General features: G+C 62.3%; 12 protein-coding genes. 5 read left to right on the top strand and 7 right to left on the bottom strand.

What is annotated here, in order from left to right:
* Both HP499_RS12360 and glnA read right to left on the bottom strand, forming a co-directional pair.
* A partial coding sequence (locus HP499_RS12360) for a bifunctional [glutamine synthetase] adenylyltransferase/[glutamine synthetase]-adenylyl-L-tyrosine phosphorylase (RefSeq protein ID WP_172324347.1) occupies nt 1-2,012 on the bottom strand: 2,012 nt, incomplete at its 3' end.
* 9 nt (nt 2,013-2,021) lie between these two features.
* Complete coding sequence (glnA, locus tag HP499_RS12355) at nt 2,022-3,362, bottom strand: type I glutamate--ammonia ligase (RefSeq protein WP_026542529.1); 1,341 nt, start codon at nt 3,360-3,362, stop codon at nt 2,022-2,024.
* A gap of 189 nt (nt 3,363-3,551) precedes the next feature.
* Between glnA and panB the strand changes: the two genes are divergently transcribed.
* Entirely contained in the window at nt 3,552-4,457 is a 906-nt protein-coding gene (gene panB, locus HP499_RS12350) for a 3-methyl-2-oxobutanoate hydroxymethyltransferase (RefSeq protein WP_172324346.1), read from the top strand.
* 12 nt (nt 4,458-4,469) lie between these two features.
* Here the strand turns inward: panB and HP499_RS12345 are convergent, their stop codons facing one another.
* On the bottom strand, nt 4,470-4,634 hold the full coding sequence (locus tag HP499_RS12345) for an SPOR domain-containing protein (protein WP_172324345.1): 165 nt from the start codon (nt 4,632-4,634) through the stop codon (nt 4,470-4,472).
* Nucleotides 4,635-4,742: 108 nt separating this feature from the next.
* Here HP499_RS12345 and map point away from each other — a divergent pair, with 108 nt between their 5' ends.
* The 3 genes from map (at nt 4,743) to HP499_RS12330 (ending at nt 7,271) form a co-directional block, all read left to right on the top strand.
* On the top strand, nt 4,743-5,621 hold the full coding sequence (gene map, locus HP499_RS12340) for a type I methionyl aminopeptidase (RefSeq protein WP_172324344.1): 879 nt from the start codon (nt 4,743-4,745) through the stop codon (nt 5,619-5,621).
* Nucleotides 5,622-5,692: 71 nt separating this feature from the next.
* Nucleotides 5,693-6,496 (top strand): polyphosphate--glucose phosphotransferase, encoded by an 804-nt coding sequence (gene ppgK / locus HP499_RS12335; RefSeq protein WP_172324349.1) that lies wholly within the window; start codon nt 5,693-5,695, stop codon nt 6,494-6,496.
* A gap of 7 nt (nt 6,497-6,503) precedes the next feature.
* Entirely contained in the window at nt 6,504-7,271 is a 768-nt protein-coding gene (locus HP499_RS12330) for an SDR family oxidoreductase (RefSeq protein WP_172324343.1), read from the top strand.
* Nucleotides 7,272-7,370: 99 nt separating this feature from the next.
* On the opposite strand, the gene nrdR is transcribed toward HP499_RS12330, so the two are convergent.
* The 3 genes from nrdR to HP499_RS12315 form a co-directional block, all read right to left on the bottom strand.
* Nucleotides 7,371-7,877, bottom strand: a complete 507-nt coding sequence (gene nrdR, locus HP499_RS12325; RefSeq protein ID WP_172324342.1) for a transcriptional regulator NrdR — start codon at nt 7,875-7,877, stop codon at nt 7,371-7,373.
* Nucleotides 7,878-8,049: 172 nt separating this feature from the next.
* Entirely contained in the window at nt 8,050-9,414 is a 1,365-nt protein-coding gene (gene hisD / locus HP499_RS12320; protein ID WP_172324341.1) for a histidinol dehydrogenase, read from the bottom strand.
* A gap of 4 nt (nt 9,415-9,418) precedes the next feature.
* The gene (locus HP499_RS12315; protein ID WP_172324340.1) at nt 9,419-9,952 is read right to left on the bottom strand and encodes a hypothetical protein; all 534 of its coding nucleotides are present in this window, start codon (nt 9,950-9,952) and stop codon (nt 9,419-9,421) included.
* 110 nt (nt 9,953-10,062) lie between these two features.
* Between HP499_RS12315 and HP499_RS12310 the strand changes: the two genes are divergently transcribed.
* Nucleotides 10,063-10,563: a flavin reductase family protein gene (locus HP499_RS12310; RefSeq protein WP_172324348.1), complete on the top strand. Its 501-nt coding sequence runs from the start codon at nt 10,063-10,065 to the stop codon at nt 10,561-10,563.
* Nucleotides 10,564-10,612: 49 nt separating this feature from the next.
* Here the strand turns inward: HP499_RS12310 and dnaE are convergent.
* The coding region (dnaE, locus tag HP499_RS12305; protein WP_172324339.1) for a DNA polymerase III subunit alpha at nt 10,613-13,907 on the bottom strand (3,295 nt) is incomplete at its 5' end.

Here is a 13,907-nt window from a genome sequence, read left to right as displayed (position 1 = left end):
ATCGCAGTCCGCAGGATCTCGCGGCGCCGGATCAGGCGAATGAGCCTCATGGCGCTTTCGGGATCCGGGTGGCGGGACAGCTTTGACTGGATTTCCTGCCACTGGGCTTCGAAGCTGATGGGAACCAGCTCTTTGTCGCTGCCCAACCACGCCACGGATTCCGGGGAAACTTCCAAGAGATCAGAGATCAACCGGGAATTGGCCAGCACCTGGCATAAACGTTCCGCAGCTGCTTGGGAGTCTCTGAGTAAACCCAAATACCAGTGTGTGGTTCCCAAAGCCTCGCTGACCCTGCGGAAAGCAAGCAGACCGGCGTCGGGATCTACGCCTTCAGCGAGCCAACCCAGCAAAATGGGAAGAAGCTGCCGCTGCAGCGCCGCCCGCCTGCTGACTCCTGCCGTCAGTGCTTCAATGTGCCGCATGGCTCCCTGCGGATCCGAGTAGCCGAGGGCGGCAAGCCGGCCCTGTGCTGCCTCGGGGCTGAGCTTGGCGTCCTCGCTGCTCAGCTTGGCCGCGGTATTGAGCAAGGGACGGTAGAAGATGCGCTCATGAAGCTCCCGCACGGATTTTTTGGTCTTCTGCCAGGTGCCCATCAGCTGGTCAGGGTGGGGACGCTCCATGGAGAAGGGCCCCAGGACAGCCTTGGCAAGGAACCGCTGGGCATCCTCCGTGACAGGCATAAGGTGGGTACGCCGCAGCTGGAAAAGCTGGATCCGGTGCTCCAGCAAACGCAGGTAACGGTAGGCGTTGTCGAACGCTGCCGCGTCCGTGCGTCCGATGTAGCCTCCGGCCGACAACGCGGCTATTGCTGACGTGGTGTCCCTGCACCGCAGGGATTCATCGGATTTACCGTGGACCAGTTGCAGCAATTGGACGGTGAACTCGACATCGCGAAGGCCGCCCCGCCCCAGCTTGATCTGGCGCTGTTCCTCGGCCGCGGGAATGTAATCGGTAACCCTGCGGCGCATCGCCTGCACGGATTCAACAAACCCCTCGCGGCCCGCCGAGGCCCACACCAGGGGTTCCACTGCCTTCTCATAGCGCTGGCCAAGTTCCCGGTCACCGGCAATGGTCCTCGCCTTGAGCAGCGCCTGGAACTCCCAGCTTTCGGCCCAGCGTGCGTAGTAGCTGAGGTGGGAGGGCAAGGTGCGGACCAGCGGCCCCGACTTACCTTCCGGCCGGAGGTTGGCGTCGACTTCCCACAGCCCGGGTTCCGGCGCCAAAGAGGAAATGGCGCGGGAAATCCCGGAGGCCAGTGCCGTGCCGATGGTGGACGCCCGCGCGTCATCGAGCTCCCCTGCCTCAATGACGTAGATGACATCGACGTCGGAAATGTAGTTCAGTTCGCGGGCGCCGCATTTGCCCATGCCCATGACGGCCAGCCCGACGTCGGCGATCTCCGCGGCCGCGTACTGTCCAGCCGCTTCAGCCCTGGACACGGCGAGGGCAGCCTCAATGGCCGCACCGGCGAGGTCTGCCAATTCGGCACCGACAGCGGGCATGAAATCCTGGGGCGAGGCAGCACAGAGGTCCCTGATGGCCAGCTCAGTCAGACCACGGCGATAGGCGCTCCGCAGCGCCGCGTAGGCCGGCATTCCGGTCAACCCGGCCACGGGGCGCTGGGCGCCGGGTTCGGCCTTCACGGAACGGAGCAGCATGGCCCGGAGTTCTTCACCGGAGGCCTGGAGCGGCTCGGGGCTGACGCGGACCTCAAAGACATCCAGGTGTTCGGGCCGTCGCATGAGGAACTCCCCCAACGCCTCGGAAGCACCCAGCAGGCGGTACATCGGCTCACCGGTGTCCGCGTCCGCAGCAGCCAGCTTCTTCAGTCCGGGATTCTTCTCAAGAAGCCGGACCAATGATTGGAGGGCAGTATCCGGGCTCGCCGACATGGAGAGCCCGGCAAAGAGCGCGTCCTGGTCAATCCCCTCAAGTTCAGGGGCTGCAAGGAAACGTTCGGCCTTTTCGAGATCACTGAATCCGGCTGAAATGAGCCGACGTGCAAGGCTCACTGGCCCTGCCTACAGAATGCCGAGGTTGCGCTGCAACTCGTACGGCGTGACCTGGAGGCGGTAGTCCTGCCACTCCGCGCGCTTGTTGCGCAGGAAGTGCTCAAAGACCTGCTCGCCCAGGATCTCAGCTACAAGCTCGGATTCCTCCATGGCACGGATGGCATCGTGGAGGCTGGCCGGCAATGGTGCATGTCCCATGGCCCTGCGCTCAGCGGTGGTCAGCGACCAGACGTCGTCTTCCGCGGCTGCGGGAAGTTCATAGCCTTCCTCGATGCCCTTCAATCCGGCGCCCAGCAACACAGCGTAAGCCAGGTACGGGTTGGTGGCGGAATCGATACCGCGGTATTCGATGCGCGCTGACTGGCCCTTTCCGGGCTTGTACAGGGGAACGCGGACAAGCGCGGAACGGTTGTTGTGTCCCCAGCTCAAGTAGCTTGGCGCTTCGCCGCCGCCCCAGAGCCGCTTGTAGGAGTTCACGAACTGGTTGGTCACGGCCGTGAACTCAGGCGCGTGCTTCAGGATTCCGGCAATGAACTGGCGCGCCGTCTTGGACAGCTGGAACTCGGCTCCGGCTTCGAAGAACGCGTTGGTGTCGCCCTCGAACAGGGAAAAGTGGGTGTGCATGCCGGAACCGGGGTGGTCAGTGAAAGGCTTGGGCATGAAGGTGGCGTAGGTGCCCTGCTGGAGTGCGACTTCCTTGATGACCGTCCGGAAGGTCATGATGTTGTCGGCAGTCTGCAGTGCATCCGCGTAGCGGAGGTCGATCTCGTTCTGGCCGGGGCCGCCCTCGTGGTGGCTGAACTCCACGGAGATGCCGACCGATTCGAGCATGGTGACGGCAGTCCGGCGGAAGTCCTGGGCAACGCCGCCGGGAACGTGGTCGAAGTAGCCTCCCTCGTCCACGGGAACCGGCGAGCCGTCCGGGCCGAGGTCCTTGGACTTCAAGAGATAGAACTCAATCTCCGGGTGGGTATAGCAGGTGAACCCCATGTCAGCGGCTTTAGCCAGGGTCCGCTTGAGGACGTTGCGGGGGTCTGCGGCGGAAGGCTCACCGTCGGGAGTGAGGACATCGCAGAACATGCGCGAGGTCTGCTCCGTCTCACCGCGCCACGGCAAAATCTGGAAGGTCGAGGGGTCGGGCTGGGCCAGCATGTCCGATTCGAAAACGCGGGCAAGGCCCTCGATTGCGGAACCGTCAAAACCAAGGCCCTCTTCAAAGGCTCCCTCAACCTCGGCGGGCGCAAGCGCCACCGATTTAAGGGAACCCACGACGTCGGTGAACCACAAGCGTACGAAGCGCACGTCACGCTCTTCGATCGTCCGCAGAACGAACTCTTGCTGGCGGTCCATAGGGCCTCTTTTCCGATTCAGTGTCCATGCCGCCGGCTCCAAGGTTTGAAGCCACGACAACTCAGCCTTCACTCTACTAAGACTTGGCAGCTAATGCCGCCGCAGTACCTTCGCGTAACACAGCGTTTACATTCAGTGACGCCGGGCACACTGGTGGCAGGCGTCCCCGGCACGGCTTAGGCTCTATCCATGGCCCCAAGCAACCTTCCCGAGTCCACCACGCCCGCCGAAGTTCCCGCACCCTACGGGACCGGCCCGGGCTCGGCGCCAAATGCCCCCTCCGCTGCGCCCTCCAAGCCAACCGGCCGGGTCAGGATCCACCACCTCCAGCAGGCCAAGGACAACGGCTCCCGCTTTGCGATGCTGACCGCCTATGAGCAGTACACCGCGGAGATCTTCGACCAAGCCGGAATCGAGGTTCTCCTGGTAGGCGATTCAGCGTCGAACAACGTCTACGGCAACGAGACCAGCCTTCCAGTCACCGTGGACGAACTGCTGCCGCTGACGCGGGCCGTCAGCCGGGCGGCGAAACGCGCACTGATCGTAGCGGACCTACCCTTCGGGAGCTACGAGGTTTCGCCGGGACAAGCAGTAGCGACCGGCGTCCGGTTCCTCAAGGAGGGACTGGCGCACGCGGTCAAGATCGAGGGAAGCGCCTACTACACGGACACTGTCAAGGCCATGGTCCAGGCCGGCATCCCCGTCATGGCGCACATTGGATTTACCCCGCAGAGCGAACACACCCTCGGCGGGTACCGTGTCCAGGGCCGCGGCGAGGACGCGCAGCGCCTCGTCGACGACGCCCTTGCCCTCCAGGACGCAGGAGCTTTCAGCGTGCTCATGGAAATGGTTCCGGCTGAAACCGCAGCCGCCATCGACGCCGCGCTGCGGGTGCCCACTGTAGGAATCGGAGCCGGCAACACCACCACGGGCCAGGTCCTGGTGTGGCAGGACATGGCTGGACTACGGGGAGGCAAGATGGCCAAGTTCGTCAAGCAGTACGCTGACCTCCGCACCACCTTGAGCGAGGCAGCCTCCGCCTACGGTGAGGACGTCAGGTCCGGGCAGTTCCCGGGACCTGAGCATTCCTTCTAGCGGCCACCCTGGTCAGTCGTCGTCCTGGGCGTCCCAGGCATCATTGCGCGCTTTGACTGTCTCCAAGGCGTGCTCGGCTTCCTGCCTGGTCTTGTAAGGGCCAATCAGCTGGGACCAATCGGACATGGCGTCCTCTTCGATCTCATGCGTCTTGACGTTGTACCAGTACTCCGTCACGTCTCCTCCTCAATCCATGGGCGGCCGGACGCGTAACGTTGGCGGGGTCACAGGGACCCAGCCAAGCTTTGTTACTTACGTCTCTTGTGTGCCTTATATGATCAATCTATGCCTTCTCTTGCTTCGACTGCACCCATCGGCGCCCTCACACCGGGAACCGTCAGCCCTGAGCTGCCTGTCCCGGTCTCCATTCCGCGGCCTGAGTACGTGGGCAAGAAAGCACCAGCCAAGTTCACGGGCTCCGAGGTGAAGTCCCCGGAGACCATCGAGAAGATCCGGATCGCAGGGAAGATCGCAGCACAAGCGATCGTCGAGGTCGGCAAGCACATTGAGCCCGGCGTCACCACGGACCAGCTGGACAAGATTGGGCACGAGTTCCTCCTCGACCACAAGGCATACCCCTCGACGCTCGGTTACCGCGGTTTTCCCAAGTCCCTCTGTTCTTCGCTCAACGAGGTCATTTGCCACGGAATCCCGGACTCAACCGTGATCCAGGATGGCGACATCCTGAACATCGACATCACCGCATTCATCAACGGCGTCCATGGGGACACCAATTACACTTTCCTTGTTGGCGACGTGGATGAAGAGTCCCGTCTGCTGGTTGAGCGTACGCAGGAGTCGCTCAACCGGGCCATCAAGGCCGTGGCCCCCGGCCGCGAAATCAACGTAATCGGCCGTGCCATCCAGTCCTACGCCAAACGCTTCGGCTATGGCGTGGTGCGGGACTTCACGGGCCACGGCGTGGGCGAGGCCTTCCACACGGGCCTCATCATTCCGCATTACGACGCAGCCCCGGCTTACAACACTGTGATCGAGGCGGGCATGGTCTTCACCATTGAGCCCATGCTGACCCTCGGCACCATCGACTGGGATATGTGGTCCGACGACTGGACAGTCGTCACCCGGGACCACAAGCGCACGGCCCAGTTCGAACACACCCTGCTGGTCACTGAGACCGGTGCGGAAATCCTTACCCTTCCCTGAGCTTTTCGGAAGGTCCAGCAGCCCGGGTGGCTGCGCCATGCCCATCCCCTCCTGCCATGATCGGAATTGCATTGTCCAAGAAGGATGAGAAGACCCACAAGAACGCACCGCTGATCGGTATCGACATCGGCGGCACCGGCATCAAGGGCGGCATCGTCGACCTGAAGAAGGGCAAACTGATAGGTGACCGCTTCCGCGTCCCCACTCCCCAGCCCGCCACTCCGGAAGCTGTAGCCGAGGTTGTCGCCCAGATCGTGGAGGAACTCTCCAGCCGCCCGGACGCTCCCGCGGCTGACTCGCCGGTGGGTGTGACGTTCCCCGGCATCATCCAGCACGGTGTGGTCAATTCTGCAGCCAATGTGGACAAGACCTGGCTTGGTACTGACATTGACACGACGTTCACCAAGCGCCTGGGACGTCCTGTGGAGGTCATCAACGACGCCGATGCCGCCGGCTTGGCCGAAGCGCGTTACGGCGCCGGTGAGGGCGTGGACGGAACTGTCCTGGTCATTACACTGGGAACCGGCATCGGCTCCGCGTTCATCTTCAACGGCCAGCTGGTCCCCAATGCCGAGCTCGGGCACCTTGAGATCGACGGCCACGACGCCGAGACCAAGGCCTCCGCCGTGGCCCGCGAACGCGACGGCCTGAGCTGGGACGAGTACGGCGTGCTGCTCAACCGCTATCTCCAGCATGTTGAGTTCCTTTTCTCGCCTGAACTCTTCATTGTCGGTGGCGGCATCTCCAAGCGGTCCGATGAATACTTCCCGCACCTTGACCTGCGCACCAAGATCGTGACCGCGAAATTGAAGAACGACGCCGGTATTGTCGGCGCAGCGCTTGAGGTCGCCCTGCACCACAAGCTCGCCAAGTAAACCGCAGATGACCGGGGGTACCGGCTTCGAGGCCGGAGCAGCAATCGTCACTGGAGCAAGCCGGGGCATCGGAGCTGCCGTGGCCCACGCTGCGGCGAGGGCCGGATACGCAGTGGTGGTCAACTACTCCGAAGACATTGCAGGGGCACAAACCGTTGTGGAGGACATCATCGGCTTCGGTGGCAGGGCACTGGCCGTCCAGGCGGACGTCAGCCGCCCTGCCGACGTCGTGCGTCTGTTTGACGAAGCCGCAGACTTGGGTCAGGTAACTGCCGTCATCAACAACGCAGCCATCACCGGCAACCTGATCGGCAGCCTCGTGGACGTGCCGGCCGAGACCGTTCAGCGAGTGGTGGACGTCAATGTGTCCGGGGTGATCCACATGTGCCAGGAAGCGGTGCGTCGGCTCTCCACGGACCATGGCGGCAGCGGTGGCTCCATAATCAATATCTCGTCAACCGCCACCAAGGCGGGCTCCCCCGGAACCTGGGTCCACTACGCTGCGTCCAAGGGAGCCGTTGATGTCCTCACGGTGGGATTGGCGGCCGAGGTGGCCAAACAGGGCATCCGGGTCAATGCTGTGGCTCCCGGGAGTACCAACACGGGGCTGCATGCCGCCGCGGGCATGCCGGACCGGGTAGAACGGCTGAACCCCACCATTCCCATGGGGCGGGGTGCCGAACCCGACGAAGTAGCTGCGGCCGTCCTGTGGCTGATGTCCGCCGACGCTGGCTACATTACCGGCGCGGTGCTCCCCGTGTCCGGTGGCCGCTGACCGGACAACCGGAAAGCGTGCCCGGTTTCCCTCTGGCGTATTGGTTATTGCGGGGGTGCCGGTGGCGGGTGCGGCTTCCCCTCCGCACCGCCACCGGAGCTAGAGTTGGCTCTTTTCCGAGCCCTTCGCCGCTTCCTGGGCGCCGGCTTTGGCGTGCTCTTCATGCTCGTGGCGAAGCAGGGAAATGGCGGATTCGAAGTCTTCCAAGGACTCAAATGCCTGGTAGACGCTGGCGAAGCGCAGGTAGGCTACCTCATCCAACTTTCGCAGCGGCCCGAGAATGGCCAAACCTACCTCGTGTGCATCAATTTCCGCGGCGCCGGATGACCGGATGTTCTCTTCAACCTCCTGCGCCAGCATGGCAAGATCGTCCTCGGTGACCGGGCGCCCCTGGCATGCCTTGCGGACACCGCTGATGACCTTGATACGACTGAAGGGCTCGCCGACGCCTGAGCGTTTGATGACGGACAGGCTGGTGGTTTCCACCGTGGTGAACCGGCGTCCGCACTCGGGGCATTGACGGCGGCGGCGAATGGAAGAGCCGTCGTCGGCCATGCGGCTGTCGACGACACGGGAGTCGGGATTCCGGCAGAACGGACAATACACGCTGGGCCTCCCCTGACAGTTCCGGCATGCAACGCCCGGCGGGTGCCGGAGACGCAAAAAGGTGCCGGAAGTTTCACTTCCTGCACCAGTTTACGTTCGTTCACACCGTAATGACAAGCGTGTAATTACTACATGTAGTGGTGGGGACCCTTATATGTAGTGGTTGAGCGCTTTAGGCAAAGCGGATCCGGACCGCATCGCCGTGACCGGGAAGGTCCTCAGCGCCGGACAAACTGACAATGTGCCCGCTGACCTGCTGCAAGGCCGAGCGACTGTAATTGATAACCTGCACGGCACGGAGGAACGTGGTGACATTGAGGCCGGAAGAAAAAGCCGCGGTCCCGCTGGTTGGCAGTACGTGGTTTGACCCCGCACAGTAGTCGCCGAGGCTGACCGGACTGTAGTCACCCACAAAGATGGCCCCGGCATTCCTGATCCGCGACGCAACAGCTGGCGCATCCGCCGTCATGATTTCAAGGTGTTCAGCTGCATAGGCATTGCACACCGCGATCCCCTGATCAAGATCGTCCACCAGCACCACCCCGGACTGCGGCCCGGACAACGCCTCCAGAACCCGGGCGCTGTGCTTAGTGGCAGCAGCCTGCCTCGCCAGTTCAAGCACGACGGCGTCGGCCAGGTCCGCGGAGTCCGTCACCAGGACTGAAGCTGCTTTGGGATCGTGCTCGGCCTGGCTGATGAGGTCTGCAGCCACCAAGGGTGCCTGCGCAGTGGAATCGGCCAGGATGGCGATCTCTGTTGTTCCAGCCTCGGAGTCGATTCCGACAACGCCTTTGACCAACCTCTTGGCCGTTGCAACAAAAATGTTTCCCGGACCCGTCACCACATCCACCGGTTCGATGGGCAACTCATCCGCTGAACCCGGAATGCCATAAGCGAAGGAGACGATTGCCTGTGCGCCACCGATGGCGTAGACCTCGTCTATGCCCAGGAGCTTGGCGGCCGCAAGGATAGTGGGGTGCGGCAGGCCATCAAAGTCCTTCTGCGGAGGAGAAGCCAAGGCAATGGACTCAACGCCGGCCGCCACTGCAGGCACGACGTTCATGATGACAGAAGACGCCAAAGGTGCCAGACCACCGGGCACATAAAGCCCGACGCGGCCCACGGGAATCCAGTTTTGGCTGACGACGGCGCCATCAGCCAAGGCAACATCGACGTTGCCGGGTCGCTGCTGCTCGGCGAATTGCCGCGCGCGGCTGATTGACTCTTCCAAAGCAGCGCGGACATCGGGGTCCAGCTCCTCCAGCGCCCGTGTCAGTGCCTCAGCCGGAACGCGCGGGTGGGACTGCTCCACGCCGTCGAACTTCCTTGCCAGCTCAGCGAGCGCGGCAAAGCCGCGGCCGCGAACAGCCGAGATGATGTCCTGGACTTTCTGCTCTGCATCCGCCATGGTCTGATGGCGCGCCCTGGGGACGGCGGCACGCAACTGCGCCAAGGAGAGGTGGCGGCCCCGGAAATCGATGCTCCGGAAATCAAGGGAAGCGGCGGCGCGGGCGGAAGTATCCGAAGAAGTGGTCACCTGGCTATTTTACGGGCTTCTTGGAAAGAACCCCGAACAGCGACAAGACGAACGTGATGAACGCAGTGGCAGCCGGCCACAGCAACAGCACAGCATAGGACCGGAGCGTGAAGCCGTATCCGGGACCAAGGGCAGGATTCGGGGCGGGGCCAAAGACCTGCGCCGCCAGCAATCCGACCAACCACGCCACGATGCTACCCAGCACGCCGCCAAGAAGCGCAAACGCCAAACGGCGCCCCACGCTGGGTCCCTGCAGCTTCCCGTCCAGCATGACGCCGGTAAAGCATCCCGCTACAAGCACCAATCCTGCCAGGACCAGATCCCGCGGAAGCCAGGTGTCAGGATTATTGGCATCACCAAGCGCGGGGTTGCCGGTGATCAGGTTGATTCCGCCAGGGGCAAGGAACCACCAAAGGACACCAAGGAGGACTCCGGAAGCCGCCGGAAGGACCAACCAAAGGAATTCCTTGGACATGCGGGAATGAGGGGCCGGAGCCGGTTCGGCAACAGCAGGGACGTGCACGGTGGGCTCGGTCATACCCCTCACATTAACAAAGGTTCATGCAGGCCCAACACAATGAGGACCCTGCGGTGCTGGAGGAATACGCTGAAGGTATACGCAGCCCCCAGTCCAGGAGATACATCCACGTGACAAGCGAATCATCCGGCTTCGACCAGACTTTCCGGGAGATGTTCCGCAGGCATGCGGCCGGCGTAGCAATCATCACGGCAAACCTGAAGGGAAAGCCTTTCGGCTTCACCGCAACCTCTGTGGCGTCGCTGTCCGCCGAGCCGCCCCGGTTCACGTTCAACATGGCCCGGAGCTCCAGCTCATGGCCTGCGGTAGCCAATGCCGAGTACATCGGCGTCCACATGCTGGGCTTGGAGAACCAAGCCCTGGCCAACCGCTTCGCGCGGACGCGCGACCGGTTCGAAGGTGACCACTGGGAACCCGGACCCCACGAGGTACCCATCCTCAAGGACGTCAGTGGCTGGCTGGTGGGCAAGATCCAGATGCGGCTCTCATTCGAAAACAACGCAGTGGTAGTAGTTGAGGTCGTCGACGGCCAAGTGGGCGACGTCGGCACTCCCCTGCTCTACCACAGCGGCGCGTACAGCAAACCTGCACCGCTGGACTACGAAATCTGATCAGGCAACATTCGGCAAGGCCGGACTTCGACCCGGCCGCTCCGGACTGCTAGTTGTCCAGGCAGGCCGGACCCAGCAGGACCTTCAGATCACCAAACAGGGACGGACTGGGGTTCACCCGCATATGAACGGGCAGGCCCATGACTTCGACCTTGGTATCTCCCATCAGCTTTAACCGCACCTCCGAGTTGCCCCGGTGGGTGCGGAGGACATCGCGCAGGTCCGTGACCACAGCCTCCGTCGCCTTGAAGGTTGGAATGGTGATGACCACAGGACCGTTCACGCTCTCGCTCAGGTCCGGGACGGAAAGCTCCATGCAGTTCAGGGTCACCGCGCCGTCGTCGCGTCGTTGGAGCCGACCTTTGACCACCACAATGAGGTCCTCCGCCAACACCGAGGCAATGGGTCCGTAGACCTGGCCAAAGAACATGACCTCCATGGAAGCGCCAAGGTCCTCGATTTCCGCCCGGGCATAGGCGTTTCCGCTGGCCTTTGCGATTCTTCGGCTCAACGAGGTAATCATGCCCGCGATGGTGACAATCGCGCCGTCGTGTGGTCCGTCCTCGGCGATGATCGAGGTAATGGACTGTTCCGCGTGCTGGCTGAGGACGCCCTCGAGCCCTTGCAACGGATGGTCTGAAACGTAAAGGCCTAGCATGTCCCGCTCGAAGGACAACTTGTCCTTCTTCTCCCATTCGGGAAGGTCCGGAATTTCCGTAGTGAGCGAGGCCTCCGGTTCCTGGTCCTCAAAGCCGGCAAAGAGGTCAAACTGGCCGATTGCCTCATTGCGTTTGAGGGTGATCACAGAATCGATGGCTTCTTCGTGGATCATGGCCAAGGCGCGGCGGTGGTGACCCAGCGAATCGAAGGCACCGGCCTTGATCAGCGATTCGATGGTGCGCTTATTGCACACCACAGCCGGCACTTTCAAGAGGAAATCCTTGAACGAGGTGTAGTTGCCCTCAGTGGTCCGTGTTGAGACCATGGCGTCCACCACGTTGACGCCCACGTTGCGGATAGCTCCCATGCCGAAACGGATATCCGTTCCCACCGGGGTGAAGTTCAGCGAGGACTCGTTGACGTCGGGCGGCAGGACCGTGATGCCCATGCGCCGGCACTCGTTGAGGTAGATGGCCGACTTGTCCTTGTCGTCGCCCACGGAGGTGAGCAGTGCCGCCATGTACTCGGGCGCGTAGTGCGCCTTCAAATAGGCCGTCCAGTACGAAATCACGCCATAGGCAGCCGAGTGGGCTTTGTTGAACGCGTAGTCGGAGAACGGGAGCAGGATGTCCCACAGGGTCTTCACGGCAGCCATCGAATAGCCGTTGTCCTGCATACCCTGGGAGAAACCGGCAAACTGCTTATCCAGTTCGGACTTCTTCTTCTTACCCATGGCGCGGCGGAGGATGTCAGCCTGGCCAAGCGAGTATCCGGCAAGCTTTTGCGCCACGGCCATGACCTGTTCCTGATACACAATCAGGCCGAAGGTGCCGCCGAGAATCTCCTTGAGGGGTTCTTCCAGCTCCGGGTGAATGGGGATGACCTCTTGGATCCCGTTCTTGCGCAAGGCGTAATCCGTGTGGGCGTTGGCACCCATCGGACCCGGCCGGTACAGCGCCAGCACAGCGGAGATGTCTTCGAAGTTGTCAGGCTTCATCAGCTTGAGCAGGGAGCGCATGGGGCCGCCGTCGAGCTGGAAGACGCCCAACGTGTCACCACGCGCAAGGAGCTCGTAAGACGCGGCGTCGTCGAGTTCCAGATTTTCCAGGTCAAGGTCAACGCCACGGTTCATCTTGATGTTTTCCAGGGCATCGGAAATGATCGTCAGGTTTCTCAGGCCCAAAAAGTCCATCTTGATCAGGCCGAGGCCTTCGGACGTCGGGTAGTCGAACTGGGTGATGACCTGGCCGTCCTGGAAACGGCGCATGATGGGAATGACATCGATGATGGGGTCCGAGGACATGATGACACCAGCAGCGTGGACACCCCACTGGCGCTTCAGGCCCTCGATGCCCAGCGCGGTCTCAAAAACCTTCGCGGCCTCAGGATCGGTGGCAATGAGCTGGCGGAAATCCCCTGCTTCGCTGTAGCGCTTGGACTCAGGGTTCTGAATGTCCGCCAGCGGAATATCCTTGGCCATGACGGCGGGCGGAAGTGCCTTGGTCAGGGTCTCGCCCATGCTGAACGGGTAACCCAGCACGCGGGAGGAGTCCTTCAGTGCCTGCTTGGTCTTGATGGTGCCGTAGGTGACGATCATCGCCACGCGCTCGTCACCGTATTTCTTGGTGACGTAGTCAATGACCTCGGAACGGCGCCGATCATCGAAGTCGACGTCGAAGTCGGGCATGGAGACGCGGTCCGGGTTGAGGAAGCGCTCAAAGATCAGGCCGTGCTGCAGGGGGTCGAGGTCGGTGATGCGCATGGCATAGGCCACCATGGAACCTGCACCGGAACCACGGCCGGGACCCACGCGGATGCCATTGTTCTTGGCCCAGTTGATAAAGTCGGCAACCACCAGGAAGTACCCGGGGAATCCCATGGACGTGATCACGCCAAGCTCGTAGTCAGCCTGCTTGCGGACCTTGTCCGGGATGCCTTGGGGGTACCGGTACTTGAGGCCCGTATCCACTTCCTTGACCAGCCAGGACGTCTCGTCCTCTCCCGGCGGGCAGGGGAAGCGCGGCATGTAGTTGGCGCCGGTATTGAACGAGACTTCGCAGCGCTCAGCGATGAGCAACGTGTTGTCGCAGGCTTCGGGGTGATCGCGGAACAACTCCCGCATTTCCTGCGGAGACTTCAGGTAGTAGCCACTGCCCGAGAAAGCGAACCTGGAGCCGCCGTTGTCATACGTCGGTTCCAGCAGCGTGGACCCGGACTGGATGGCCAGCAGGGCCTCGTGGGCTTTGGCATCGTGCTCGTGGGTGTAGTGGAGGTCGTTGGTGGCCACCAGCGGGAGATTGAGCTCCTTGGCAAGGCGCAGGAGGTCCCCGGTGACGCGACGTTCAATGTCCAGCCCGTGGTCCATGAGCTCGCAGAAGTAGTTCTCTGCCCCGAAGATGTCGCGGAACTCTGCTGCGGCTTCAACGGCTTCGCGGTAAAGGCCCAGCCGCAGTTTGGTCTGGACCTCCCCGGATGGGCAGCCCGTGGTGGCGATCAGGCCCTCGGAGTACGTGTTGAGCAGTTCCCGGTCCAGCCTGGGCCACTTGCCGAACACGGAGTCGAGGGAAGCAATGGACGAGGCCCGGAACAGGTTCCTCATACCCACGTTGTTGTAGCTGAGCAGCGTCATGTGGGTATACGAGCCACCACCGGAAACGTCATCCTTGCGCTGGCTTTCGTCTCCC

The sequence above is a fragment of the Paenarthrobacter sp. CM16 genome, assembly GCF_013179505.1.
In the GTDB taxonomy this organism is placed as follows: domain Bacteria; phylum Actinomycetota; class Actinomycetes; order Actinomycetales; family Micrococcaceae; genus Arthrobacter.
Note: the sequence above shows the minus strand (reverse complement) of the source record. Positions and strands in the feature narration are given on the sequence as shown.

Excerpts from the sequence above, each read along its gene's own strand:
- glnA (WP_026542529.1), bottom strand. The coding sequence starts at position 3,362 with ATGGACCGCCAGCAAGAGTTCGTTCTGCGGACGATCGAAGAGCGTGAC.
- panB (WP_172324346.1), top strand. The coding sequence starts at position 3,552 with ATGGCCCCAAGCAACCTTCCCGAGTCCACCACGCCCGCCGAAGTTCCC.
- map (WP_172324344.1), top strand. The coding sequence starts at position 4,743 with ATGCCTTCTCTTGCTTCGACTGCACCCATCGGCGCCCTCACACCGGGA.
- HP499_RS12330 (WP_172324343.1), top strand. The coding sequence starts at position 6,504 with ATGACCGGGGGTACCGGCTTCGAGGCCGGAGCAGCAATCGTCACTGGA.
- HP499_RS12315 (WP_172324340.1), bottom strand. The coding sequence starts at position 9,952 with ATGACCGAGCCCACCGTGCACGTCCCTGCTGTTGCCGAACCGGCTCCG.